General features: G+C 39.4%; 24 protein-coding genes. 15 read left to right on the top strand and 9 right to left on the bottom strand.

Annotation, left to right across the window (positions count from 1 at the left end; all coding sequences use genetic code 11):
* Nucleotides 1–56 precede the first annotated feature (56 nt).
* From BMZ55_RS01500 to rplI, 4 genes are all read left to right on the top strand, one after another.
* Nucleotides 57–809, top strand: coding sequence for a polysaccharide deacetylase family protein (locus tag BMZ55_RS01500; protein WP_089818021.1), 753 nt, complete (start codon nt 57–59; stop codon nt 807–809).
* 171 nt (nt 810–980) lie between these two features.
* A complete protein-coding gene (rpsF, locus tag BMZ55_RS01495) occupies nt 981–1,322 on the top strand; it encodes a 30S ribosomal protein S6 (RefSeq protein ID WP_039344972.1) in 342 nt (113 codons plus the stop codon).
* 23 nt (nt 1,323–1,345) lie between these two features.
* Entirely contained in the window at nt 1,346–1,648 is a 303-nt protein-coding gene (gene rpsR, locus BMZ55_RS01490) for a 30S ribosomal protein S18 (RefSeq protein ID WP_039344975.1), read from the top strand.
* An 82-nt stretch (nt 1,649–1,730) separates the two neighbouring features.
* Entirely contained in the window at nt 1,731–2,255 is a 525-nt protein-coding gene (rplI, locus tag BMZ55_RS01485; protein WP_089818019.1) for a 50S ribosomal protein L9, read from the top strand.
* A gap of 338 nt (nt 2,256–2,593) precedes the next feature.
* Here rplI and BMZ55_RS01480 read toward each other — a convergent pair whose 3' ends face one another.
* Entirely contained in the window at nt 2,594–4,114 is a 1,521-nt protein-coding gene (locus BMZ55_RS01480) for an FMN-binding glutamate synthase family protein (protein WP_039344982.1), read from the bottom strand.
* A gap of 179 nt (nt 4,115–4,293) precedes the next feature.
* Between BMZ55_RS01480 and BMZ55_RS01475 the strand changes: the two genes are divergently transcribed.
* From BMZ55_RS01475 to BMZ55_RS01465, 3 genes are all read left to right on the top strand, one after another.
* On the top strand, nt 4,294–4,974 hold the full coding sequence (locus BMZ55_RS01475) for a DUF4197 family protein (protein ID WP_089818018.1): 681 nt from the start codon (nt 4,294–4,296) through the stop codon (nt 4,972–4,974).
* 74 nt (nt 4,975–5,048) lie between these two features.
* Complete coding sequence (locus BMZ55_RS01470; protein ID WP_039344985.1) at nt 5,049–5,354, top strand: DUF493 domain-containing protein; 306 nt, start codon at nt 5,049–5,051, stop codon at nt 5,352–5,354.
* A 2-nt stretch (nt 5,355–5,356) separates the two neighbouring features.
* On the top strand, nt 5,357–6,247 hold the full coding sequence (locus tag BMZ55_RS01465) for a TIGR01777 family oxidoreductase (protein ID WP_089818016.1): 891 nt from the start codon (nt 5,357–5,359) through the stop codon (nt 6,245–6,247).
* Here BMZ55_RS01465 and BMZ55_RS01460 read toward each other — a convergent pair.
* The 4 genes from BMZ55_RS01460 to BMZ55_RS01445 form a co-directional block, all read right to left on the bottom strand.
* Nucleotides 6,244–6,591, bottom strand: a complete 348-nt coding sequence (locus tag BMZ55_RS01460; RefSeq protein ID WP_089818014.1) for an ArsC/Spx/MgsR family protein — start codon at nt 6,589–6,591, stop codon at nt 6,244–6,246. The genes BMZ55_RS01465 and BMZ55_RS01460 overlap by 4 nt on opposite strands.
* A 60-nt stretch (nt 6,592–6,651) precedes the next feature.
* The gene (locus BMZ55_RS01455; RefSeq protein WP_039344990.1) at nt 6,652–7,266 is read right to left on the bottom strand and encodes a deoxynucleoside kinase; all 615 of its coding nucleotides are present in this window, start codon (nt 7,264–7,266) and stop codon (nt 6,652–6,654) included.
* 76 nt (nt 7,267–7,342) lie between these two features.
* Nucleotides 7,343–8,107, bottom strand: coding sequence for a hypothetical protein (locus tag BMZ55_RS01450; protein ID WP_089818012.1), 765 nt, complete (start codon nt 8,105–8,107; stop codon nt 7,343–7,345).
* Between the two features lie 32 nt (nt 8,108–8,139).
* The gene (locus BMZ55_RS01445; protein WP_089818008.1) at nt 8,140–9,162 is read right to left on the bottom strand and encodes a glutaminyl-peptide cyclotransferase; all 1,023 of its coding nucleotides are present in this window, start codon (nt 9,160–9,162) and stop codon (nt 8,140–8,142) included.
* 116 nt (nt 9,163–9,278) lie between these two features.
* Here BMZ55_RS01445 and BMZ55_RS01440 point away from each other — a divergent pair, with 116 nt between their 5' ends.
* Complete coding sequence (locus tag BMZ55_RS01440) at nt 9,279–10,892, top strand: M1 family metallopeptidase (RefSeq protein ID WP_089818006.1); 1,614 nt, start codon at nt 9,279–9,281, stop codon at nt 10,890–10,892.
* Nucleotides 10,893–10,971: 79 nt separating this feature from the next.
* Here the strand turns inward: BMZ55_RS01440 and BMZ55_RS01435 are convergent, their stop codons facing one another.
* Together BMZ55_RS01435 and dacB are read right to left on the bottom strand one after the other, a co-directional pair.
* The gene (locus tag BMZ55_RS01435; protein ID WP_089818004.1) at nt 10,972–12,141 is read right to left on the bottom strand and encodes a sensor histidine kinase; all 1,170 of its coding nucleotides are present in this window, start codon (nt 12,139–12,141) and stop codon (nt 10,972–10,974) included.
* A gap of 10 nt (nt 12,142–12,151) precedes the next feature.
* Nucleotides 12,152–13,525, bottom strand: coding sequence for a D-alanyl-D-alanine carboxypeptidase/D-alanyl-D-alanine endopeptidase (gene dacB / locus BMZ55_RS01430; protein WP_089818003.1), 1,374 nt, complete (start codon nt 13,523–13,525; stop codon nt 12,152–12,154).
* 162 nt (nt 13,526–13,687) lie between these two features.
* On the opposite strand from dacB, the gene BMZ55_RS01425 reads away from it, so the two are divergent.
* The 3 genes from BMZ55_RS01425 to nhaA all read left to right on the top strand — a co-directional run bounded on the left by BMZ55_RS01425 (nt 13,688) and on the right by nhaA (nt 17,623).
* Entirely contained in the window at nt 13,688–14,119 is a 432-nt protein-coding gene (locus BMZ55_RS01425) for a hypothetical protein (protein WP_089818001.1), read from the top strand.
* A 105-nt stretch (nt 14,120–14,224) separates the two neighbouring features.
* Nucleotides 14,225–16,429, top strand: coding sequence for a RelA/SpoT family protein (locus tag BMZ55_RS01420; protein WP_089817999.1), 2,205 nt, complete (start codon nt 14,225–14,227; stop codon nt 16,427–16,429).
* A 15-nt stretch (nt 16,430–16,444) separates the two neighbouring features.
* Nucleotides 16,445–17,623, top strand: a complete 1,179-nt coding sequence (gene nhaA / locus BMZ55_RS01415; protein WP_089817997.1) for a Na+/H+ antiporter NhaA — start codon at nt 16,445–16,447, stop codon at nt 17,621–17,623.
* Here nhaA and BMZ55_RS01410 read toward each other — a convergent pair whose 3' ends face one another.
* A complete protein-coding gene (locus tag BMZ55_RS01410; RefSeq protein ID WP_089817995.1) occupies nt 17,624–18,622 on the bottom strand; it encodes a YihY/virulence factor BrkB family protein in 999 nt (332 codons plus the stop codon).
* Between the two features lie 30 nt (nt 18,623–18,652).
* Between BMZ55_RS01410 and BMZ55_RS01405 the strand changes: the two genes are divergently transcribed.
* From BMZ55_RS01405 to BMZ55_RS01390, 4 genes are all read left to right on the top strand, one after another.
* The gene (locus tag BMZ55_RS01405) at nt 18,653–19,126 is read left to right on the top strand and encodes a 23S rRNA (pseudouridine(1915)-N(3))-methyltransferase RlmH (protein WP_089817993.1); all 474 of its coding nucleotides are present in this window, start codon (nt 18,653–18,655) and stop codon (nt 19,124–19,126) included.
* A gap of 144 nt (nt 19,127–19,270) precedes the next feature.
* The gene (locus BMZ55_RS01400; protein WP_089817991.1) at nt 19,271–20,938 is read left to right on the top strand and encodes an ABC1 kinase family protein; all 1,668 of its coding nucleotides are present in this window, start codon (nt 19,271–19,273) and stop codon (nt 20,936–20,938) included.
* An 87-nt stretch (nt 20,939–21,025) separates the two neighbouring features.
* Nucleotides 21,026–21,805: a HipA family kinase gene (locus tag BMZ55_RS01395; protein WP_089817989.1), complete on the top strand. Its 780-nt coding sequence runs from the start codon at nt 21,026–21,028 to the stop codon at nt 21,803–21,805.
* Nucleotides 21,792–22,175: a DUF3037 domain-containing protein gene (locus BMZ55_RS01390; protein ID WP_089817987.1), complete on the top strand. Its 384-nt coding sequence runs from the start codon at nt 21,792–21,794 to the stop codon at nt 22,173–22,175. Before BMZ55_RS01395 ends, BMZ55_RS01390 begins: the two co-directional genes overlap by 14 nt.
* Nucleotides 22,176–22,319: 144 nt before the next feature.
* Here BMZ55_RS01390 and BMZ55_RS01385 read toward each other — a convergent pair whose 3' ends face one another.
* Nucleotides 22,320–24,647, bottom strand: a complete 2,328-nt coding sequence (locus BMZ55_RS01385; protein WP_089819352.1) for an ATP-dependent helicase — start codon at nt 24,645–24,647, stop codon at nt 22,320–22,322.
* Nucleotides 24,648–24,702 lie beyond the last annotated feature (55 nt).

The raw sequence follows: 24,702 nt of genomic DNA, 5'->3' as shown, positions 1-24,702 counted from the left end.
AACGCAAAAAGTCTGCAATACTCAAATTTGCAGACTTTTTTTATTATCTTTCTGAAATGATTTTACTGACTTTCAATATTCTAGCGAACGATTTCAGTTACAAGCAAAAAACGGAAAAAACTGCTGTAGAGCCGGTAGAATTTGCAATTGTGACGACGAAAACCATTTTAAAAAGTTTGGAACAAGCTGAAATTTCCGCGACATTTTTTGTGGAGATTTCACTTTTGGCCAAAATGGAAAATCTGCTGAAACAAATGCGAAATGAAGGTCATGAAATTGCTTTTTTTCACCAAAATTCAAGTTTGGAAGAAATAGAAGCCGCGAAAAAATGGACGGAAGATTTAATTGGAAAAAATGTGCGCGGAATCCGCGTAAACGAAAATGCTTTTGAGGTGAGCGCGCTGAAAAAACTTCAGTTTAATTATATTTCATACATCGATGATCAGAAACTTTCTTTTCCGCTGAAAAAACTTGCGCGAAAAGCGCCTTTGAAGGAAGAAAATGGATTGACACTACTCTACCAAAGCATTTCGCCGTATTCGCAAATGCCGTACGACGATTTGGTTTTTCAGCTGGTTCCGTTTATTTATTACCGGAATATGGTGGTAGAAACGGTAAAAAGAGACGATTTTGTTTTGGTAAATTTAAATTCCTGGCAATTTGGAAATGTGAAAAATCTGCCGTTCCAGCTGCCATTTTTTAGAAAATTAAAAAGCGGAAAAGCGATGCAGCTGAAACTTGAGCGTTTTCTGGATTGGATTAATGAAAACCAAATGGCGACTTCGCGCGTAAAAGATTTTATCAGCTAATCAAAAAAAATTACCCGCTAAAACGGCATTTTTTTGAGATTTTGCTCAATAACGAAAATTCAGCACCGAATTTAATTTCGAAAGTGCTTTAAATTCCTTCAGTATCTTGCATGTTAGCAAAAGAAGTTATATTTTTGCACCTCGAAATAATTAACAATTTTAATTAACATTATGAACAATTACGAAACTGTTTTCATTTTAACTCCCGTTCTATCTGACGCACAGGTGGAGGAAGCAGTAAAAAAAGTTGAAGATCTTTTAAAATCTAACAATTGCGAAATCGTTGCCAAAGAAAACTGGGGACTGAAAAAATTGGCTTATCCAATTCAATTAAAAAAGAATGGTTTTTACACTTTGATCGAGTTTAAAGGTGAAGGAACTGTGGTTGCAGATTTAGAGTTGATGTTTAAGCGTGACGAAAGAGTAATCCGTTACCTTACTACAAAACTTGACAAGCACGCGATCGAATATGCAGTGACAAGAAGAACCAAAGTAAAAACTGCAAAAGTTTAATTTAACCCTCAAAAAAAAGAACAATGGCAATAGATGATATGGCTAAACAAGCCTCAGCAGGTGGTGAATCTGAAGTAAGATTTTTAACTCCGGTAGACATCAACACAAAATCTGACAAAAAATACTGTAGATTTAAAAAATACGGTATCAAACACGTAGATTACAAAGATCCTAACTTCTTACTTCAGTTCGTTAACGAGCAAGGTAAAATTTTACCAAGAAGATATACAGGAACTTCTTTGAAATACCAAAGAAAAGTATCTGCAGCTATTAAAAGAGCAAGACATTTGGCAATGATGCCTTACGTAGCAGATTTATTAAAATAACATTAATCATTGGTTGTTGGTTATTGGCTGTTGGTTCGCCAGCGTCTAAAATCTAACTTCTAAATAAAAAAGGACAACAACAATGGACATTATCCTAAAAAAAGACGTAGAAAACTTAGGTCTTGAATTCGACACGGTAAGTGTAAAGCCAGGTTACGCAAGAAACTTCTTATTGCCTCAAGGTGTTGCAGTATTGGCAACTCCAAAAAATAAAGCAGACTTAGAAGCCACTTTAGAAGCAAGAAAAGAAGAGGAAGCGAAATTGGTTGCTGCAGCTAACGCAACAGTAGATCAGTTGAAAAAAACAAACATTACCATCGCTACCAAAGTTGGTGCAGGTGATAAACTGTTTGGTTCTATCAACAACGCAAACCTTTCTGAAGAATTATCTAAAGCAGGTGTACAGGTAGATAAAAAATACATCAAAATTCCAGGGAACAATATTAAGAGAACTGGTAAATTCACAGCATTGATCAGACTTCACAGAAATGTAGAGCACAGCTATGAATTCGATGTTGTATCTGATGCACCACCGGTTGTAGAACCAAAAGCAGCTCCGGCAAAACCGAAAGCACAGCAAGAGGAAACTCCGACTGAAGAAGCTTAATCGCTCTTTTAAAATAAAAAAATCCGGTATCATTGATGCCGGATTTTTTTGTTTTAGTTTTCAGTGGGCAGTAGTCAGTTTTTGGAGTTGAAAGTTGACAATTGATAGCTGAAATTACAGGCTTTTCGGGCATTTTTTTCTGAATTAAATTTCAGCAAAATAAGGGTAAATAACGCCGAATAAATAAATTTTTGATGCAAGCTTTTGTGGTTTACTTTTAAAAAATTACCGGCTTTTCAGGCATTTTTTTCTGAATTAGATTTCTGGAAAATCCGCTCAAATAAGGCCCAAAAAAAAGCTCCGGATCAATTTCCAGAGCTTTTATTTTTGTTTAAATTTTAATAACGGTGAACAGGCGCTTTTACGTTTCCTAAAATATCTGGGAAATAATAATCGGCAAGGTGTTCAAACTCGTCGCCGCGCATAAACATGCTCGCATCCACTTCTTCGTACGACGTTCTTCCGGCAGCCGCAATCAGCTCGTTACACGTTCTTAAAGTATTTTTGTGGAAGTGGTACACTCTTTCGCTTTTATCGGTTACATCAAGACCTTTAATGAGCATTTTGTCCTGTGTCGCAACGCCGGTCGGGCAAGTGTTCGTATTACAGCGCAAAGCCTGAATACAGCCGAGCGCAAACATAAATCCGCGCGCGTTGTTACACATATCAGCGCCCATTGCGATAGCGCGCAGAATGTCAAGCGAGGTTAAAACTTTACCGCTTGCGATTACTTTCAATTTGTCGCGAACGTTGAAGTTGGTTAAAGTTTTATTCACGAAAATCAAAGCCGGTTCCAGCGGCATTCCTACTCCATCCGAAAATTCCGGCGGCGCGGCTCCTGTTCCACCTTCAGCACCATCAACGGTGATGAAATCCGGATAAATTTTCAGGACATTCATCTGAACGCAGATGTCTTCAAATTCTTTGGTATCGCCAATACATAATTTAATTCCTACCGGTTTCCCTTCTGAAAGATCGCGCAGCTGTTTCACAAAACGCAACATTCCTGCAGCATCTGAAAAGGCTGAATGCGACGGCGGCGAAATAATGGTCATTCCTGGTTGTACGTGACGGATTGCGGCGATTTCCGGTGTATTTTTAGAACCTGGTAAAACTCCACCATGTCCCGGTTTTGCACCTTGAGAAATCTTGATCTCGATCAATTTTACACTAGGTAAAGACACATTTTTCTGAAAAATTTCCGGTGAAAAATTTCCATGGTCATCGCGGCAGCCGAAATATCCGGTTCCGATTTGCCAGCAAAGATCACCACCTTGCAAATGGTAAGGTGAAATTCCACCTTCGCCGGTATTGTGGAAAAATCCACCTTTTTTGGCTCCTCTGTTTAGGGAAATCTGAGCGCGGTCACTTAACGAGCCGAAACTCATCGCGGAAATATTGAACAAAGATGCTTTGTATTTTTGTTTACAGTCTACACCACCAACCAAAACCGTAGGTAATTCTTCCGCCGGTGATTTTGCGTAAATGGAATGTTTGATTCCTTCGTAATGTCTGTTATTAATTTCCAGCTGAGTTCCGAAAGGTACCGTATCGCTGATGTTTTTGGAGCGTCGGTACGCTGCTGAACGTTGGTTTCGCGGAAATGGTTTTCCGTCGGTTTCTCTTTCAATAAAATATTGCTGCATTTCGGGTGAAATTCCTTCAAAAATATATCGGAAATAACCGATCACGGGGAAATTTCGCAGGATTGCATGTTTTTTCTGGAAGCTGTTGTACAGTCCCAAAGCGTAAATGGCGGTAAGTAAGATGGGAATCCAATAGTGGGTTTTAATCAAAATAGCAATTGCCCAGGTGACCACCAGTATTACAATTCCCCACTTAATGAACTTGTCTCTCATTATAATTTTATTTTGTATTTTCTGCAAAATTACCAATAATAAACCGATAAAAAAACCGCACGGCGCCGAAAAAGGGATAAAAAATTGCGAATTTAGAAATTGGAAAAAAAAGGCCGTTTTAGCACCATATTTTTTGGCGTGCTATTTGTGATGCATCGATAAATCAAAATACAAATATTATGAATAGAAATACAATATTAGTGGCAACCATGGCAGTTGCAACTATCGGTACCACAGCGCAATCCTGCGTTGCTTTAGCTACTTCGGCAGTGGGCATCGCGGTTTTAAAACAGATTCTTTTAGGTGGTATCACCAAAGGTCTTAATATTTTCGGCGACAAAAACAGCTTCCTTGCAAATAATCTCATCGATGCTGCGCTTCCGTCGCAATTGCGCGACCTCAACAATACTTTACAGAAACTTGGTCTGAACAGTTTGGTTCAGAAAGAAAAAGAATATATCGCTGAAGCTGCTGCTTTTACCGTAGAAACTTCGCGACCGATTTTGGTAAATGCTGTAAATTCTTTAACCGCAGATGATGCAGCCAGAATTTTACAGGGCGGAAGCGGCGCCGCAACACAAATTTTGCGCGAAAAAACTTCAGAACAGCTGATGTTGGCAATAGCGCCGAAAGTTGATGCAAAACTGAATGAATTTGGTTTGGTACAGTCGCTGAATTCTGCGCTTACCGGCACCAATCTTTTGAGCGGAATTTTCGGTGGACAAACCAATAACGGACTCACCAGCGGAATAAGCAAATTTGCAGCACAGCAAATGGTGAACGGACTTTTCAACATTATTGAAAGTCACGAACAGCAAAACTCAGCAGCGATTATGAACTCGCTGAGCGGCGCAAAATAATATATTATTAAATACGTAAATTTGAAAATCCGGCCTTTGGTCGGGTTTTTATTATTTTAATTAAAACTTGCAAAATGAATATTATAGATAACGAAAGCAGCAAAAATCCGGAAGAATTTTACACTTCTCTGAAGGAAAAGCTGGATCACACGCATAATTTTCCCGAAGATTTCCTTTTTAAATTTATAATTGAAGGCAGCGAAGCCAAAAGCACCGAAATTTTTCGCGTTTTTGATGATGTGAAATTCACTTTATCCACGCGCGACAGCTCTAACGGAAAATACACATCGATCAGCATCAACGCTTTTGTAATGGATTCCGATCAGGTGATCAGGCTTTACAAAGAAGTTGGTAAAATTGAAGGCGTGATGATGCTTTAACTATGAACATTTTAATCACGGGCGGCACCGGTTTAATCGGTAAAGCTTTAACCGAAAATCTTCAGCAAAAAGGACATACCGTTCGGGTTTTAAGCAGAAAACCTGAGGGTGACGAATTTTACTGGAATCTAAAAGAGAAAAAAATCGATGACGCGGCTTTTGAAAACTTAGACTGCATTATTCATTTAGCCGGTGCCACTATCAGCCAGCGCTGGACCGACGATTACAGAAAAGAAATGTTTGCCAGCCGTGTAAATGCCGCGAAACTTCTGAAAGATTATTGTCTTAAAAATAATGTCCATTTAGATTCTTTTATTTCGGCTTCCGGAATTAATTATTATGGCACCCTTACTTCGGATGAAATTTTAGATGAAAAATCCGGCGTTATAAAGGCAGATTTTTTAGCAAAACTTTGCGTTGACTGGGAAAAATCCGCTGATGATTTTTCTGATATTTCCGATCGTGTAGTTTGTTTACGAACTGCAATGGTTTTAGCGAAACACGGCGGCGCTTTTCCGCTTTTAGGAAAAACCGTTGCTTTAAATATCGGTTCTGCGGTTGGTTCCGGAAACCAGTGGATGAACTGGATTCACCTCGACGATTTGGTAAAAATGTACGTTTTTGCGGTAGAAAATCCTGAAGTAAACGGAAAATTTAATGCGGTTGCAGATGACATCCCGACCAATAAAGAATTTATGAAAAATCTGGCCAAAATGCAGGTAAAATTTTTCCTGCCGCTAAATGTTCCGGCTTTTGTACTTCAAACGGTTTTAGGCGATATGAGTTCAATTATTCTCGAAGGAACGCGCGCCAGCAACAAAAAAATCAAATCGCTTGGATTTGATTTTAAATATTCTGCTTTAAAAGAAGCTTTTAAAAGCTTGGTCTATTAAGGTTCAACAAAAAATTTTGCCAGTTCTACCGGTCTTGCGATCATCGCCACGGCATCTTTAATGATAATTGGCCGCTGAATGAGTGACGGATTTTTTACCATGACATCAATCCATTCATCTTCGCTTAAATTTTTGTCGCTGAACTGTTCTTTAAAAAGATTTTCGTTTCTGCGGATTAAATCTTTCGCTGCGATGTGCAGCTTTTTCAAAACCGTGCGGATTTCCAGCTCGCTTAAAGGATTTGTAATAAAATCGATTATTTCAAACGGTACGCCGTTTTCGTCCAGATATTCCAAAATTCCGCGGCTTTTGGAGCAGGTATGATTGTACAGAACTTTTACCATGATGAATAGTTTTTTTTAAAATTACAGTGGTAAAAAACTGAGTTTTTAAGCTCAATTCACTTAGAATAAACCGTGCAATTCTGTCTCTATTCTTTCCAGGATATAACCAAAATCTTCGGGTCTTTCTACAAAATCCAGGTCATCAACTTCGATGATCAGGAGTTTTCCTTCATTGTATTCAGAAATCCAGCGTTCGTATTTTAGGTTAAGTTTGGAGAGGTAATCAATGGAAATTGAGGATTCATAATCGCGGCCTCTTTTGTAGATTTTCTTAACCAGATTCGGTACGTCAGACTTCAGGTAGATCAGCAAATCCGGTGCCGAAACAAAGCTTTTCATGAGGTTAAAAACCGACGAATAATTCTGGAAATCGCGGTCGGTTAAAAGGTTCATATCGTTTAGGTTTTCCGCGAAAATATGTGCATCTTCATAAATCGTGCGATCCTGCACAATATCTTTTCCGCTTTCGCGAATTTCTTTCACCTGACGAAATCTGCTGCCCAAGAAATAAATCTGCAAAGCAAAACTCCATTTGCTCATATCCGCGTAAAAGTCCTCCAGATAAGGATTGTGGTCTACATCTTCAAACTGAGCTTCCCAATTATAATGTTTCGCCAACATTTTGGTTAAAGTAGTTTTTCCCGCGCCGATGTTTCCTGTAACAGCAATATGCATTCTTAAAAGTGTATTTTTTTAATTAAATTTTGGCTGCTTTAACGGCAAATTTTTTATTTCTGCAAATCGCGGACAGCTATTTTTCAAGCGGGTAAAGATAAAGTTTGTTGTTGCTGATTGCAAAATAAGACGAAGTGTTTTTATCCACAATTTCGCAATCATCACACTGAAATAAAATATCCTGCTGATTACCAGAAATTTGTGAAACAGCATTTTGACCGATCACTAAAATTTGGTCATTTTCACGCCGAAGTTTTCTTGAATTTTTAGCCGTTATTTCGGCTAATTTTTCCGATTTGAAATTATAGATTTCAAGTTTATTTTTAAAGAGCAAATAAAGCTTTTTATCGTACACGATCATGTCCAAAATCTCATCGAAATCGAAGTTTAAAGGAAATTTATTTAAAACTTTATCGTCGCGGAAATGGTATTGAATTAAATTTCGGGAACTTGCGTCCAGAAGCCAGATTTGCTGTAAATCTTCGGCGTAAGCAGCTTTAATGAAACCAAATTTTTGCTGAAACTTTACGGTCTGAATTTCTGCCAGGTTTTTATCGAAAAATTTCATTTCCTGTGCATTTTCGGAAAAAGACGGAATATTCAGCGGATTTTGCACCGACTGAATTTTGAACGGAAAAGTCAGCCGCAACTGCGCGCTTAATTTTCCGATTGAATCGTATTTCATCAAACTGAAATCAGCACTTCGGTAGAAATAAAAATTACCGTAATCATCTGCGAAAAAATCTTTCGTTTCCGGTAAATTTTCAGCGATTAAAACCGCTTTTTTCTGCGCCGAAACCGAAGTGAAGAAAAGCAAAAGAGCAAAAAATATGATTTTCATTAAACTAAAAAATTTGCCCTTTTAACGGGGAATTATTTGATTTTAACTTCGTAAATCGTCGGCCAGTTTTTTCCGGTCACGAGCATGTTTTCACCTTTAAAAGTAATTCCGTTTAAAACAGAATCGGTGTCCGTTTCGTGTTTTTTCGCGATTTCCGAGAAATCAAATTTCCCGACAACTTCGCCATTTTTCGGGTTAATCTTCAAAATAATCGGTTTCTGCCAAACATTAGAATAGATAAATCCGTCGTGAAATTCCAGCTCGTTCAGTTGGTCGTAAGCTTCGGTGTTGCCGGCAACCGAAATATAGCGCACCATTTTTGACGGATCATTCACATCCAGAAAATAAATATTTTTCGTACCGTCAGACGCGATGAGATTTTTACCGTCGTAAGTCAATCCCCAACCTTCGCCCATCACGTTCGGATAGTCGAATTCGCTCAAAAATTTGAACGAATTTTTATCGTAGATAAAGCCTTTTTTATTTCTCCAGGTCAGCTGATAAATTTTATCACCGACGATGGTACAACCTTCAGAAAAAACGTCTGAAGCCTGCGGCGCCTCGTTCAAAGCATTTGTCGTTCCAAGCGTATATTTTAAAATTCGGGATTCCCCAAACTGTCCTTCAGATTCGTAAATCGTATTTCCTTCCAACTCAAATCCCTGCACGAAATTATTCGGGTCGTGTGGATATTCTTTTACAATTTCGTAAGTCAAAATAGCTTCCGGATTTTTCGCAAAAACATTGATGGTGGCATCCTGCGTTAAAATTTCGCCGCCTTTCTTTTTAATATTAAAAGTCACCGCATTATCTCCAAGTGTAAAAAATTCGGGTTCTACAACGAGTTTATCGGTTTCTTTATCGCCAAAGCTAATGGTAATGCTTTCCGCGTTTTCAAGCACTTTTGCCGGCAAATCCAGCTTGTCACCGAAATGATAACCTTTGCTTTCCATCGACAGGTTGTAATCGTTCAAAGTGTTTAGAACTTCCTTGTCGTTGTTACAGGAAAACAGAAAAATAAGGGCAAAAAGGGCGGAAAAAATTCGAAGTTTCATTGAATAAAATTTTTTTCAAAAATACTGAATTTAATCAAGAATAATTTGCGCAACATTTTTCCACACCGACTTCTGCGGAAATAATATTTATCTTTGCCTTGCTTATCAAACTAAACATGAAAAAAACAGTCATTTTCCTGCTAATTTCCTCGGGATTTTTTTCCGCGCAGCAAGCTACAAAACAAGACACTTTAAAAGGTTCCAACACCGAGTTCCGTAATTTTTGGGACGTTAAAAAGTACGAGATTTCTGTAGAGCCGAAGTTTGCTGACCAGTCGGTTTCCGGCACGAATAAAATTACTTTTGAAATCCTACGCGATGTTACCAATCCGGTTTTCCAGATTGATTTACAGCAACCGATGGATTATAAAATCATCGATTCTGATGAAAAGTTATGTTCCTCAAAACGCGACGGAAATTTTATTTTCATCGAAACCAAACGCACCTATAAAAAAGGAGAAAAACACTCTTTTACCCTGCAATTTTTTGGAAAACCAACCGTGGCGAAAAATGCGCCCTGGGACGGTGGCTGGGTTTTCAAAAAAGACGAAAACGGCAACCCGTGGATGTCTGTCGCGCAGGAAGGAATTGGCGCTTCGGTTTGGTTGCCCTCAAAAGATCTTTGGAGCGATGAGCCGGACAATGGAATGGTGATGAACATCATCACGCCAAAAGATTTGATCGGCGTTGGTAACGGCCGCTTGATTTCTCAAAAAACAGAAAAAGACAAAAATGTCTTCACCTGGGAAGTAAAAAATCCCATTAACCTCTACTCCATTGTGCCGAATGTTGGGAAATATGTAAATTTCAAAGATTCTTACGCCGGCGAAAAAGGCGCGCTGGATTTGGATTATTGGGTTTTGGACTATAATCTTGACAAGGCTAAAAAGCAGTTCACCCAAGTAAAACCGATGATGAAAGCCTTTGAATATTGGTTCGGGCCGTATCCATTTTATGAAGATTCTTATAAATTAATTGAAACACCGTATTTGGGGATGGAACATCAAAGTGGTGTCGGCTACGGAAATCATTATGAAAATGGTTATTTAGGGCGCGATTTATCGGGAACTGGCGTTGGTTTAAGTTGGGATTTCATCATCATTCATGAAAGCGGCCACGAATGGTTTGCGAACAATATTACGGCGAAAGAAAAAGCGGATATGTGGGTTCATGAAGGTTTCACGAACTATTCTGAAACATTATTTGTGGAAAATTTCATCGATAAAGGTTCGGCGGAAAAATATGTGGTGGGAATCCGGAGAAACATCAGAAATGATGAACCGATTATCGGGAAATATGGAATTGCAAAATCCGGAAGCGGCGACATGTATTATAAGGGTGCGAATATGCTTCACACGATTCGCCAAATTATCAATGATGATGTGAAGTTCCGGGAAATTTTACGTGGCTTGAACCGGGATTTTTATCATCAAACCGTAACATCAAAACAGGTTGAAAATTATATTTCCGAAAAATCCGGCATCGATTTTTCTACTGTTTTCGACCAATATTTGCGCACCACTCAAATCCCGACTTTGCAATATTCACAGAAGGGAAATACTATGAAATTCCGGTATGATGCCGCGGTGAAGAATTTAACACTGCCAATTAGAATTAATGAAAATCAGGAAATCAAACCGACAGACAAATGGCAGACTGTAAAGTTGGCTTCCGCTGAACCAGTAAAATTTGATGAAAATTATTACATTTATTATTCTGCAGAAAAATAAATTTTACCGGCATTTTGCCCGATTTTTTAAAATAGAAAAATACCGCCTTTTAAGCGGTATTTTTTTGGTTTTAGCTGAATTAGGAATTCCGTATCATAATCCGGAAAGTGGTTCCTGCGCCGGGCGCGGTCGCTGCAATTTTAATATCGCCGCGGTGATATTCCTTCACCACACGGCGCGCCAACGAAAGTCCGAGACCCCAACCTCTTTTTTTCGTGGAATAACCTGCTTTAAAGGCGTTTCGCGCCTGTGAACTCGTCATTCCCGAACCGGAATCTTTTACATCTATTATCGTCGTATTATTTTTTTCGTACAGCTCAATTTCTAGGCGGCCTTCCCCTTTCATTGCATCTACGGCGTTTTTCACCATATTTTCTATCACCCAGCTCATCAAAATCCGATTGTGCGGAATCAGCAGCTGTTGTTTCGGCAAGACGAGCATGAATTTTACTTTTCTGGAAATTCTGGACTTTAAATAATCGTAATTCTGCTGCACGGTTTCATTGATATTCAAATCGTTCAGCTCCGGCACAGACCCGATTTTTGAAAATCTTTCCGAAATTGTTTTCAGGCGGTTAATATCATTTTCAATTTCTTTTACACCAACGCTGTGTTCGTTTTCCATACGAAGAATTTCAATCCAGCCAATCATTGATGATAATGGTGTTCCAATTTGATGCGCAGTTTCTTTCGCTAAACCGGCCCAAACATAACCTTCATCGGTTTTTTTGATCGTTCGTAAAAACCAGAAAGAAAAAAAGATGTACGACAAGATCAAAAGTCCCAAAATATACGGCGTATACCGCAGATTATTCAGCAAGTTGGAGTTGGTATAAAATACATATTGGTTATTTCCGTCGGGCATTTGCAGTTCAATTGGTTTGTAGGAACTTTCCATCTGCCGCAGCAGCGCCAGCATTTTTTCCGGGTCTTTCCGTATGTTTTCCGGAATATTTATCTGAAAACCTTCACCATCAATTGGTACTTTATTTTTATCGGTAACAATAACAGGAATGGTATTGTTGGTTTTGGTGATCTGCAGAATTAGATCTAAAGTCATCGGATCTTCGATGATTTCTTCCTGCTGATATTTTATAGCTGTCGCGAAAAGTTCAATACGTTTGATTTCCTCTTTCCGTAAATAATCAATAAGAACAATCGATGCCACAACGACCGCAGCCACCGCCGAAGTCAGCAGAAGATAAATGATCCAGTTGTTGAATTTCGATAAAATATTCCGCTGTTTCATGGTTTTTTTGCTATTTCAATGGACTTAAAACCTGGTACAGCGCGTCGCTGATGTTGCTTCCCTGATAATTATTGATGATGATTGCAAAAACATACTTTTTACCGTCGCGCGAAGTCTGGTAACCCGCGAATGACTTGGTGTCTTTCATAGTGCCGCTTTTCATTTTCATGCCGTTTCCCTGCGTTGGGAATCCTTCAAAAAATTCGGGGAACCACGGCTGTTTTTTGCTGTAAATTAAAGCCTGAACTTCGGCGCGCGCTGAGACGTAATTTTGTGGTGAAAGTCCGCTGCCGTCCGCGAAATTAATCATCGATGCCTGGATTCCTTTTCCTTTCCAGAAGTCTTTGAGATATGAAATTCCCGAATCGAAACTGCCGTCGCGCTTTTTTTCTTTTGCTAAAGTTTTAATTAAAGTTTCGCCGTACAAATTCACGCTTTTTCGCATAAACCAGAAAATTATTTTGTCTAACGTTGGCGATTTATATTCAAGCAAAATATGAGTTTTAGAAAAATTTGCCGTTTTCTCCCCTAAAATTTTTTGTTCGGAAACCGTTATTATTTTTCCTTTTAAATCAATTTTTGAAGTTTTCAGCCAATCACCAATTTCATTTCCAAAAGTCAAAGGCGGATTGGGCATCGCACCGGAAACGGTAATGGATTTTGCAGGCAATTTCCCATTTATATAAGCCACATCAGAATGTGGTGCTGTAAAAATCAAACTTTGATCTGAACTTCCTGAAACGCTAACTTCGTTTACCCATTGAACATTCGGCAATTCTACATTGGTGTTTTTCAGTTTCCCGTTCACCATTTCCATGTCGAACTGGTTTTCGCGCCAGTTTACGCCCCAAACGCCGGCACCGTAGTAATTTCCGAGATCATTCCACGGCCAGCCGCCCGGCACGGTTTGAAAATCAAAATAAGAATCATCGATAATGAGGTTTCCGGTTACTCGCGAAATTCCTTTGTCTCTCAGCGCCTGCAACAGTTTTTGCTTGAAATTTTCGGGTTTGTAACCGTCGTAACGCCAGCTTCCCAAAGTAGGATCGCCGTTTGAAGTTAAATATAAGTCACCGTTTATAGTGCTGCCGGACACCGTTCCGTTATACTGCAGTGTGGTGGTATACTGAAAATCTTTACCTAAAGTTTCCAGCGCGGCCGCGGCTGTGAAAATTTTCTGCGTCGATGCGGTGGAAAGTCCTTTATTTCCGTTGTATTCGTAAACAAAATTTCCGTCTTCATCGGCCACATAGAAAGAAAGATTCGCTGAATAGGCTGCATCTGAGCTTAATAATTTCCGGGTTGTATCGTCTAATTTTTGCGAAATAGTCTGCGAAAAACAAATTTGCGAAATCAAAAGCAAAGCGGGAATCAGTCTCTTCATAAAAATTTTATTTCAAATATAAAGAAATTAAAAATTCGGTATAATTAAAATACGGTTATTCCACTCCAAAGGCACTGTTAAAAATAAAAATATTTGACGTTTTTATTGCATTTTTAATAATTAAAACGTAAACTTTGTACATAAAATCTAATTAATCACACAATGACATCAATTATTACCGGCTTATTCAGAAGCCAAAGCCTGGCACCCATTATTGCCTTAGATTTAGAGACCGCTGGTGTTAAAAAATCATCTTACATTTTGTACTTACACCCCATCGCTAAAGAAATTAAAACCTCGCTCTGGAATTATTTTTTCAAAGACAACCTAATTTTGCAGGACGACAGTTTGGTCGTAAGTGTAAAAGCGAAAACACCAGAACGTAAAGAAAGTGTACAGTGCATTTTCTGCGGACATGAATGTTTGGTTCAAAACTATTTTGAAAATATTAAATTTAAAGATGCGCGTTCGCTAGAATATTTACACAGACTTGCTGCCATCCGCGCAAAAGCTCAAATTTATTCTGTGCCGCCAACACACCATCACATTTCGCACGAAGGAATGAGCTCCGAAATTAACTTTGGCAGAGCCTGATTTTTTCAGTATGAAAACTACGCCGTAGGCCATTTTCCATTTAAAAACGGTTACGAACAGTTCATGTTTTTTTTCTTATTTTCGTAACTTAATTGCAGTGGATAAATGGTTTACGATTTAGAACAGGAAAACAAAGAAATTCTGGCAAGGTACAGGGATTTGATTACCAATACGTACCGAAACTTAGATGAGGAGCAAAATAAACTCATCCGGAAAGCCTTTGATATTGCGTTGGATGCTCACAAAGATCAGCGCCGCAAAACCGGTGAACCGTATATTTATCACCCGATTGAAGTTGCTAAAATCGTAGCCAACGAAATTGGTTTGGGAGCAACTTCAATCGCTTGCGCGCTTTTGCACGACGTCATAGAAGATTCCGATTACACTTACGAAGATTTACAAAAGATCTTCGGAAAAAAAATTGCGGATATCGTAAATGGTCTGACCAAAATTTCGGTCATGAACCACCAGAATATTTCCATCCAATCCGAAAATTACCGAAAGTTATTGCTGACTTTATCTGAAGATTTCCGCGTTATTTTAATTAAAATCGCTGACCGGCTGCACAACATGCGTACGCTGGACAGCATGACGCCCGAAAAACAGAAAAAAATTGCCTCGGAAACCGTTTATATTTATGCACCACTCGCACACCGTTTGGGACTTTATAATATTAAATCGGAGCTTGAAGATTTATCGCTAAAGTTCAATAATCCAGAAGTTTACAATGAGATTTCGGAGCAGTTAAAATCTGCAAAAGAAAACCGCGAAAAATATATTGAAGAATTCCGGAAAGAAGTTTCCGTTCAGCTGGAAGCCGAAGGTTTAAATGTTTCCATCAAAGGCCGCGCAAAAGCAATTTCATCGATTTACCGGAAAATGCTGAAACAGGGGGTAACTTTCGATGAGGTTTTCGATAATTATGCGATTCGGATTATTTATAGATCTGATGCTAAAAACGAGAAATTTCTCGCCTGGAAAATTTATTCCATCGTAACAGATTTATACCACAGCAATCCGCACCGTATGCGAGACTGGATTTCACGGCCGCGTTCAACAGGCTATGAAAGTTTGCATTTAACAATTTTGGGCCCGGATAAAAGATGGATTGAAGTGCAGATCCGTTCCGAAAGAATGGATGATATTGCGGAAAAAGGCGTTGCAGCACATTATAAATATAAAGAAGGTTTTAACCAGAATCAGGATGAGAAAAATTTCGAAACCTGGGTCGCAGAAATCCGTGAAGTGCTGGAAAATCAGCAATCGCTTTCAACAACCGAATTGCTTGATGATATTAAATTAAACCTTTATTCCAAAGAAGTTTTCGTCTTCACGCCGAAAGGTGAAATCAAGATTTTACCGATAAACTCTACCGCTTTAGACTTTGCTTTTTCGGTACACTCCGATCTAGGAACCAAATGTCTCGGCGCGAAAGTCAATGGAAAATTGGTGCCGATTTCTTATGTTTTGAAAAACGGCGATCAGGTGGATATTTTGTCCTCACAAAACCAAAAGCCGAAAGCCGACTGGTTGGAATTTGTGGTGACGTCGAAAGCAAAATCCAAAATAAAAGCCATTTTAAACTCGGAAAAAAACCAGCTTTCCGAAGAAGGAAAAGAAATTCTGCAGCGCAAAATGCGTCACGCGAAAATCAATTTCAATGATGAGGAGATCAATAAAATGCAGAAGTTTTTCGGCTTAAAATCTTCGCAGGAACTCTTCCTGAAATTTCAAAACGGTCAACTCGACATTAGCGATATTAAAAAATATACTGAAGGAAAAGGAATTTTCAGCAATATTTTGCAGCGTTTCCGCAAGTCGCCGGAAAAAAATACCATTTACGAAGAGACACCCGCCACCAATTTAGATATGATTGTTTTCGGGAAAGATGAGGAAAAAATGAACTACTCTTTCGCTAAATGTTGTACAGTTATTCCAGGAGATAAAATTTTCGGGTTCATCACGATTTCGGAAGGAATTAAAGTCCACAACGACAATTGCCCCAACGCTGTAAACCTTCGTGCCCAGTACGATTACCGCGTTTTACCGGCGAAATGGGTAAATGAGGAAAGCTTCCGAAACCGAATTAAAATCGAGATTGAAGGTCTTGACAGAATGGGAATGATTAACGACATTACTGCCGTCATCAGCAACAACATGAACATGGACATGAAAAGTATGTCTATCGAATCCAATAACGGAATTTTCCTCGGGAATATCAACCTTGAAGTGAAAAACCGCAGTCAGCTTGACGAAACCTTCAAGCAGCTAAAAAACATCAACGGCGTTTCACGCATCAAACGACTTTAATATTTAAATTTTTCCATGCTCATCACCGATTATTTTAAAAAATTCCTCCACAGTTCACAATCTTCCGGCATTTTGCTGATTTTATGCGTTTTGATCTCGCTTTTCATCGCAAACTCTTCGATGGGCGAAGCTTTTCAAAACCTTTTAGATACCAAAATTGGCACTGAACTTTTTCATCTGAATTACCCAGTCAGTATCTGGATTAATGACGGTTTAATGGCTGTTTTTTTCCTTTTGGTCGGTTTGGAAATTAAGCGTGAAATAGTTGAAGGCGAGCTTTCAAGTTTCAAATCTGCATCATTACCAATTGTTGCGGCGTTGGGCGGAATGGTAGTTCCGGCACTGATTTACGTACTTTTTAACCAAGGAACAGATTATGCAAACGGTTGGGCAATTCCGATGGCAACAGACATTGCTTTTTCTCTTGCAATTATTTCGATGTTAGGAAAACGCGTGCCGCTTTCTTTAAAAATATTTCTTGCAGCACTGGCGATTGTAGATGATTTGGGCGCTATTTTAGTGATTGCGATTTTCTACACTGACCAGATTAACTGGATGTATTTAGGTCTCAGCGCGCTGATGGTAGCAATTCTGGTGACTTTTAACTTACTGAATAAAGTCAGACATTTTTGGTACGTAATACCAGGAATTTTTCTGTGGTATTTCATGCATAATTCCGGGATCCACGCTACAATTGCCGGCGTCGTTCTGGCATTCACCATTCCCACAAATACCTCCGCGACGGTGAGTTCACCTCTCGAAGAAATGGAGCATAAACTGCATCTGCCGGTAAACTTCCTCATCATGCCGATTTTTGCGCTTGCAAACACCAACATTATGTTTAAAGAAGGCATGGTTGACGGTTTATTTTCGAATTTCGGTTATGGGATAATTTTTGGGCTCTTTTTTGGCAAAATTTTAGGAATTAACCTGTTCTCGTGGATTTTCATTAGACTAAAAATCAGCTCTTTACCAGACAAAAGTTCGTGGTCGCAAATGCTGGGCGCCGGACTTTTAGCCGGAATCGGTTTTACAATGTCGATTTTTATTTCGCTGTTATCCTTTAAAGGAAATCCGGAAATTCAGGATGAAGCGAAATTTGCCATTTTGGTCGCCTCCGTTTTATCCGGATTTGCTGGTTTTTCGCTTTTGAAATATATCGGCAAAAAGAAGGAAGCGCTTGAAGAGGAATAATTACTGAACCGTAATGTGGTGATGATCTTCAAGATCGTCGTTGATTGCCATTTGTTCTTTGGTGATCTGCAGACTATTGGTGTAGATTTCATCGGCGATCATTTTTTCAACCCGAACTTTTTTAATAGCAATGTTCAGCTCATTACCGAGCAGAATTAAAACAATGTTGATATTCACCCAGATCATCACCAGAATAATGGTCCCGATCGAACCGTAAAGCACGTTGTACCGCGCAAAGTTCCGCACATAAATGGCAAAAAAGTAGGTTACAACTACAAATAAAATCGTGGTTAAAATAGCGCCGGGAATTGCCTGCTTAAATGAAGTAATTTTCAGACAGCCAACCCAGTAAAACAAGCCGAGTAAAATAAAATAAAATACCGGGAAAGAAATAAATCCGATAATTTTCGACATATTATTTACGAACCACGAAATATTGATTTCTGGCGTAAAAAGTTTCAGCACCACCTCGCTGTAGTACACGCCCAAAAGCGAAACCACAATCAGCAAAATAAACGCAATGGTTATCCCAAACGCGACCAAATATTCTTTCACCACGCCGCGTTGCAGATTGGTGTGAATATTAAAACCATTAATTAACGAGTGCGTGCCATTTACCGCGAAAACCATCGCGAAAATAATGGTTAGATTGCTGATGTTTTTAATATTTGGAAGGATAAAATTCTGGATATAACCCGTTACATCTTTCTGGATGTGCGCCGGTAAAATATTGTTCATCAGAACCTCGAAAATGTAAAACTGAAGTTTATCGTAATGCGGCAAATAAGGCAGCATCGACAATAAAAAAAGTATGAAAGGAAAAAGACTCAGGAAAAAACTCCAGGAAATGCTTGCGGCGCTGCGGCCAATCTGCATTTTAAAAACGCCCTCACCATATATTTCGAACATTTTCAGCAGAGAAATCCCTAAAAATGGAATATGAATTTCATCCAGAAAGTCCCGTATTTTAATGATGAATCTAGGAGTTTTAATACCCATTAATTTATATTTGCAAAACAAAGATATGAAATGCGAATTAATTTAGTGTGCATGGGCAAAACGGCTGATAAGGAAATCGCCTCGCTTCTGAAATATTACGAAAACCGGCTGCCCAAATACTGGAACTTCGAATTGGTGGAAATCAGCGATGTTAAAAATGCCAAAAACCTCACACCCGAACTTCTGAAAAAAGAAGAAGCAAAATTATTTCTGAATTTCATTGAAAACTCCGACTATGTTGTAATTCTGGACGAAAAAGGTTCGCAATGGACCAGCCGCCAGTTCGCCGGAAAAATAGACCAGTGGATGTCTGCCAGCATTAAGAAAGTCGTTTTCATTGTTGGCGGCGCTTATGGCTTTTCCGATGAAATTTATTCCCGCGCGAACGAAAAAATTTCACTTTCGAAAATGACTTTTACCCACCAAATGATCCGGCTTTTTTTCCTCGAACAAATTTACCGCGCCGACCAGATTCTTCAGGGAAAACCGTATCATAACGATTAGCGCAAAATTTTCAATTCAAATTTCTCTTTCAAAAAAATTTCCCGCTAAAAGCACCAATTTTTCCAAATTACCAACTTCCACCTAAATCCTTATTTAATAATGGTTTGTGGTACATTTTTTTCTGTATAGCGAAAAAAATAAATTATGGCTCTGGAAAATCTCGATAATTACGCTAAATTTTTTGCATTTATTCTAAAATATTATAACAGTGATGTTGTAAAATCCACCACAGAAACTGCTTTAGGCGAAACTGATCCGACTGAAAAATCGCAGGATTTCTCCCAAAAACCGGAAGAATTGGTGGAAGATTTAAAAAAAATGGGTCCAACTTTCGTAAAACTGGGCCAGCTCCTTTCCACAAGACCCGATTTACTGCCCGACAATTATCTCGAAGCACTCGCTGATTTGCAGGACGACGTGGAAACCATTTCGTATCAAGAAGTTGAAAAGATTTTCGAGGAAGAAATTGGTGTAAGCATCAGCAAAGCTTTTGTGGATTTCAATCAGGAGCCGCTTGCAAGCGCTTCCATTGGCCAGGTTCATCGCGCGACGCTGCATTCCGGACGCGAAGTTGCAGTGAAAATTCAGCGGCCAGGCGTTCGGAAGAACTTTATTTCAGATCTTGAAACTTTGCAAAAAATGGCCGATTTAGCCGTTAATTATTCTAAAGGTGCCCGGAAATATGCGCTGGATAATGTAGTAGAAGAGTTGCGCTTTATATTGTTGAATGAACTTGATTATAATAAAGAAGCACAAAATCTTTTAACCTTAAGAGAAAATCTGAAGAAATTCAAAAACCTGCTGATTCCCGCGCCAGTGAAAGAATATTCCTCGTCAAAAGTACTGACGATGGATTACATCGAAGGTAAAAAAATCACCTCACTTGGTAATCTAAAAAAAGTTGAAACCGATTTTACGCCGATCATAGATGATTTGGTGGAAGCGTATTTACAGCAAATTGTGGTTGATGGTTTTGCACATGCGGATCCGCATCCGGGAAATATTCACCTCACGCCAGACAATAAAGTAATTTTGATGGATTTGGGCATGGTGGCGAAATTCAGCCCGCAAATGATGGAAAAAATTATGATGTTGATGGTGAGCATCAGCAAAAAAGATGGCGATGCCATGGCTGATGCGCTGCTGGAAATGAGCGACTTCGATTACGACAAAACCAAAATCGCAAGTTTCCGTAAAAACATCAACCGACTGGTTTTAGAAAGTACAAGTACCGCTGCGGAAGACATGGAAACCGGCCGCATTGTCCTGCAAATGAACCGAATTGCTGCAAATGACGAAATTAAAATAGCGGTGGAGCTAAATATTTTAGGTAAAATTTTGCTGAATCTGGACCAAATTATTGCCGTACTTACACCAAAATACGATCTTCAACAAGCAATTCGCCGCTTTATGGAAAAAATGGTGAATAAGCGGATGAAAAGCGAGCTGAAACCCGAAAACCTCTATGGTTTTCTGCTCGACAACAAAAAACTGGTGGAAAATTTGCCGAGCCGTTTAAATAAAATTACCGAAAATCTCGCCAATAATCAGTTTGAAATTAAAATCCAGGCGCTGGATGAAAAACGCCTCACCGACGGTTTTCAGAAAATCGCGAACCGAATTACGGTCGGCTTAATTATCGCCGCCATGATTATCGGAGCTGCACTTCTGATGCGGATTCCATCTGCTTTCACCATTTTGGGGTACGGCGTTTTGCCGTTTATTTTCTTTTTAATTGCGATTAGCCTTGGACTTTTTTTGGTGTACAATATTATGTTCAAGGACGAAAGTTTTAAAGAACAGAAAAAATAAGCTGCTTTAACGGCAAATTTTTTCCTTTTAAAAAAGTTATTCTTTCGGATAACTTTTTTCTTTATTTAAATCCTTATTTTTGCTGCGATGCGAGATTTAAGCCTTCGGACAGTTACGGTGATGCGGTATATTTTGCCTTTGCGCGAGGGCGGCTCTTTGCCGGCTTTGGCGGAAGCGGACGACGATTTTAAATATGTTTTAAAGTTTCGCGGCGCGGGCCATGGCGTGAAAATGCTTATTTCTGAACTTTTGGGCGGAAAAATTGCGCAGGTTTTAGGTTTGCCTTTACCGGAACTAGTTTTCGCGAATTTGGATGTAGATTTTGGCCGAACCGAAGCTGATGAAGAGATTCAGGATCTGCTGAAGTTTTCCGAAGGTCTGAATTTGGGACTTCATTTTCTTTCCGGCGCTATCGCCTACGATCCTTCGGTGAAAATTGATTCGCTTTTGGCCTCAAAAATCGTGTGGCTGGATGCGTATATTACCAATATTGACCGCACTTTTAAGAATACGAATCTGCTGATGTGGCATAAAGAGCTTTGGGTTATCGACAATGGCGCGTCGCTATATTTTCACCATTCCTGGATGAATTTTGAAAAGCATGCGCTGAGTCCTTTTCCGTATATTAAAGATCACGTTTTGCTGTCGCAAGCCACGAAACTCCATGAAGCGGATGCATTTGCAAAATCGGTTTTAAGCGACGAAATATTAAAGGAAATCGTAGAGCTCATTCCGTTGGAATGGCTGGATTGGGCTGATACAGACGATTCGCCGGAACAGATTAAAGAAGTGTATTACAATTTTCTGAAAACGCGCCGTGACCACTCGGTAAACTTTCTAAACGAAGCCAAAAATGCAAGAGGTTAAAATTTACGAATACGCGGTAATACGGCTTGTACCGAAGGTTGAAAGGGAAGAATTTTTCAACATCGGGCTGATTATGTTTTCGAAAAAAGAAAAATATATCCGTTTTGAATTTCATTTATGTCCCGATAAATTCCGGTTGATGCATTCAAAACTGGATTATGACGATGTGCAGAAAAACCTGGAAAATTTCCAGCATGTTGCTAACGGTGACAAAGCCGGTGGCGAAATTGCAACTTTCGATATTCCGGAAAGATTTCGCTGGCTGACGGCAGTTCGCAGTTCTGTTATCCAGACTTCGCGGCCGCACCCGGGAAAAGCTTCTGATTTAAATGCAACTTTCGACAGGTTGTTCGAAGAATTGGTAAAATAGAAAAATCCGGTCTTTTAGCACGGAATTTTTTATTGTTGATTTTGCTCTTGCTAAAACTTAATCCAAAACTATTTCAGAAAAAAACTGCCAACTAAAGCGGAATTTTTTAAAAATTTAAAAACGAAAAAATTTGCCCTTAAAGCACTAAATTTTTGTCAGCTTCGCGAATTTTAAAATTAAATTCTTTTCGCCTTCGTGCTGAAATTTCACTTTTGCTTTAATATTCTGCGGATCGGTTCCATCAAGGAAAATAACTTCGCCCACACCGAAACGATCGTGTCTTACCTGATCGCCCACTTCAATATCCTGAGACGACGCGCCACTGGGATTGATAATTCGCGCTGTTGCGACAGGTTTTAAATTCTGCGGCACGGACAACGGTTCGTTTCTTTCGATGGATTTTTTCGGTTCTTTCTTTTTGAAAAAACGCGGTTCTGATAAATCATCATCAAAAATATTGGATTTCAAACCGGAATGATTTACAAATCGGCTTTCCACCGCCGGATTTATATATTCCAGATATTTTTCATCAACTTCACTTAAAAATCTGGACGGTTCTGCGTCGGTAATTTTTCCCCACTGAAAACGCGAAATTGCATACGTGAAAAACGCCTGCTTTTCTGCGCGCGTAAGTGCAACATAGAACAAACGGCGCTCTTCTTCGATTTCCTCGCGCGTGGACGAACTCATAAAGCTCGGGAATAAATTTTCTTCCAAACCAACCAAGTGTACCACGGGAAATTCCAAACCTTTTGAAAGGTGAATGGTCATCAATGAAACTTTGTCGCCATCATCATTTTTGTCGGTTTGCGTGTCCGCGGAAAGCGCGATATTTTCAAGGAAATTGGACAACGACGGATCTCCATCATCCAACTGCTGCTGTTCTTCGATAAAACCCTGCATGGAGTTCATCAATTCCTGGACGTTTTCTACGCGGGAAATACCTTCGGGCGTTTGATCGTCTTTTAAAAACTTAATCATTCCCGTTCTTTTCGCGACTTCCATTGCGACGTTGTAGGCGTTTTCGGTTTTCAACATGACCTGAAAAGCTTTGATCATCGACCAGAAATCTGATAGTTTGGTCAGAATTCCGTTGTTTAAACCGATGTTTGGCGCATAAAATCCGAGGTTATCCAAAACCTGCGAGACCGAAACATTCTTGCTGTCGGCAAAGACAATCAGTTTATTTTGCGTTGTTTCGCCAATGCCACGTGCGGGATAATTGATAATTCGTGTTAAGGCTTCGGAATCGTTTTCGTTGATTAATAACCGCAAATACGCGACTAAATCTTTAACTTCTTTTCTTTGGTAAAAAGACAGTCCGCCGTAAACGCGGTACGGTATATTTTTACGGCGCAATGCATCTTCGAAAGCGCGCGTCTGCGAATTGGTGCGGTAAAGTATTGAAAAATCGGTGAATTTTCGCTGCGCAGAATTGTGCTGTTCCCAGATGTTGGAGGCCACAAAATTGGCTTCATCAGCATCGGAAAGTGCGCGGTAAACTTTTATTTTATCGCCTTCTTCGTTATCACTGAAAACGTTTTTTGCAAACTGCTGCACGTTTTTCGAAATGACGACATTTGACGCATTCACAATGTTTTGCGTGGAGCGGTAATTCTGTTCGAGTGAAACCGTAATTGCGTCCGGGTAATCTTTTTTGAAATTTAAAATATTGTAAATATTCGCGCCACGGAAGGAATAAATGGATTGTGCATCGTCCCCTACCACGCAGATATTTTCAAACTTTGAAGCCAAAGCTTTGATAATCAAATACTGCGAATGGTTGGTATCTTGGTACTCGTCCACCAAAATATAACGGAACCTGTCCTGATATTTCGCGAGCACTTCGGGAAAGCGAGTTAGTAATTCATTGGTTCGTAATAGCAAATCATCGAAATCCATTGCGCCGTTGCGGAAACAGACTTCCACATATTTCTGGTAAATCGCGCCGATTAATTTCATGTTTGCGCGTTCATCAGCTTCGATAAGCTCTGGATTATTGTAATATGCCTTTACCGTAATCAGGTTGTTTTTGTATGACGAAATCCGCGCCTGAACTTTTTTAGGTTTATATAAATCGGAATCAACATTCAGCTCCTTTAAAACTTTTTTGATGACATTCAGCGAGTCCTGGGAATCGTAAATGGTAAAGTTTGAAGGGAAACCTAAATAATGCGCTTCGGAGCGTAAAATTCTGGCAAAAACAGAGTGAAAAGTTCCCATCCACAAAGATTTTGCTTCGCTTTGTCCCACGACTTTCGCGATACGTTCTTTCATTTCTTTCGCCGCTTTATTGGTAAAAGTAAGCGCAAGAATATTAAAAGGATCAACCAGATTGGTAATGAGGTGCGCAATTCTCATGGTGAGCACGCGCGTTTTACCAGACCCGGCGCCGGCAAGCACCATCAGCGGTCCTTCGAGCGTGGTCACGGCTTCATATTGAGGTTCATTCAGTCCTTCTAGGTAATCCATCTGCATTTTTTATAATCTTCAAATTTAGGGATTATTTAGAAATTAGTTGTAGTTG

The sequence above is a fragment of the Kaistella treverensis genome (genome assembly GCF_900114045.1).
GTDB lineage: Bacteria > Bacteroidota > Bacteroidia > Flavobacteriales > Weeksellaceae > Kaistella > Kaistella treverensis.
This window is presented reverse-complemented; position numbering and strand designations above follow the sequence as displayed.

Bases quoted from the DNA above. Each gene is read 5' to 3' on its own strand.
- BMZ55_RS01460 (WP_089818014.1), bottom strand. From the start codon at position 6,591: ATGGTAAAAGTTCTGTACAATCATACCTGCTCCAAAAGCCGCGGAATT.
- dacB (WP_089818003.1), bottom strand. From the start codon at position 13,525: ATGAAGAGACTGATTCCCGCTTTGCTTTTGATTTCGCAAATTTGTTTT.
- BMZ55_RS01470 (WP_039344985.1), top strand. From the start codon at position 5,049: ATGAATATTATAGATAACGAAAGCAGCAAAAATCCGGAAGAATTTTAC.
- BMZ55_RS01420 (WP_089817999.1), top strand. From the start codon at position 14,225: ATGGTTTACGATTTAGAACAGGAAAACAAAGAAATTCTGGCAAGGTAC.
- BMZ55_RS01395 (WP_089817989.1), top strand. From the start codon at position 21,026: ATGCGAGATTTAAGCCTTCGGACAGTTACGGTGATGCGGTATATTTTG.
- rpsR (WP_039344975.1), top strand. From the start codon at position 1,346: ATGGCAATAGATGATATGGCTAAACAAGCCTCAGCAGGTGGTGAATCT.
- BMZ55_RS01465 (WP_089818016.1), top strand. From the start codon at position 5,357: ATGAACATTTTAATCACGGGCGGCACCGGTTTAATCGGTAAAGCTTTA.
- BMZ55_RS01425 (WP_089818001.1), top strand. From the start codon at position 13,688: ATGACATCAATTATTACCGGCTTATTCAGAAGCCAAAGCCTGGCACCC.
- BMZ55_RS01410 (WP_089817995.1), bottom strand. From the start codon at position 18,622: ATGGGTATTAAAACTCCTAGATTCATCATTAAAATACGGGACTTTCTG.
- BMZ55_RS01455 (WP_039344990.1), bottom strand. From the start codon at position 7,266: ATGCATATTGCTGTTACAGGAAACATCGGCGCGGGAAAAACTACTTTA.
- BMZ55_RS01475 (WP_089818018.1), top strand. From the start codon at position 4,294: ATGAATAGAAATACAATATTAGTGGCAACCATGGCAGTTGCAACTATC.
- nhaA (WP_089817997.1), top strand. From the start codon at position 16,445: ATGCTCATCACCGATTATTTTAAAAAATTCCTCCACAGTTCACAATCT.
- BMZ55_RS01480 (WP_039344982.1), bottom strand. From the start codon at position 4,114: ATGAGAGACAAGTTCATTAAGTGGGGAATTGTAATACTGGTGGTCACC.
- BMZ55_RS01450 (WP_089818012.1), bottom strand. From the start codon at position 8,107: ATGAAAATCATATTTTTTGCTCTTTTGCTTTTCTTCACTTCGGTTTCG.
- rpsF (WP_039344972.1), top strand. From the start codon at position 981: ATGAACAATTACGAAACTGTTTTCATTTTAACTCCCGTTCTATCTGAC.
- BMZ55_RS01440 (WP_089818006.1), top strand. From the start codon at position 9,279: ATGAAAAAAACAGTCATTTTCCTGCTAATTTCCTCGGGATTTTTTTCC.
- BMZ55_RS01500 (WP_089818021.1), top strand. From the start codon at position 57: ATGATTTTACTGACTTTCAATATTCTAGCGAACGATTTCAGTTACAAG.
- BMZ55_RS01445 (WP_089818008.1), bottom strand. From the start codon at position 9,162: ATGAAACTTCGAATTTTTTCCGCCCTTTTTGCCCTTATTTTTCTGTTT.
- BMZ55_RS01385 (WP_089819352.1), bottom strand. From the start codon at position 24,647: ATGGATTACCTAGAAGGACTGAATGAACCTCAATATGAAGCCGTGACC.
- BMZ55_RS01390 (WP_089817987.1), top strand. From the start codon at position 21,792: ATGCAAGAGGTTAAAATTTACGAATACGCGGTAATACGGCTTGTACCG.
- BMZ55_RS01405 (WP_089817993.1), top strand. From the start codon at position 18,653: ATGCGAATTAATTTAGTGTGCATGGGCAAAACGGCTGATAAGGAAATC.
- BMZ55_RS01400 (WP_089817991.1), top strand. From the start codon at position 19,271: ATGGCTCTGGAAAATCTCGATAATTACGCTAAATTTTTTGCATTTATT.
- rplI (WP_089818019.1), top strand. From the start codon at position 1,731: ATGGACATTATCCTAAAAAAAGACGTAGAAAACTTAGGTCTTGAATTC.
- BMZ55_RS01435 (WP_089818004.1), bottom strand. From the start codon at position 12,141: ATGAAACAGCGGAATATTTTATCGAAATTCAACAACTGGATCATTTAT.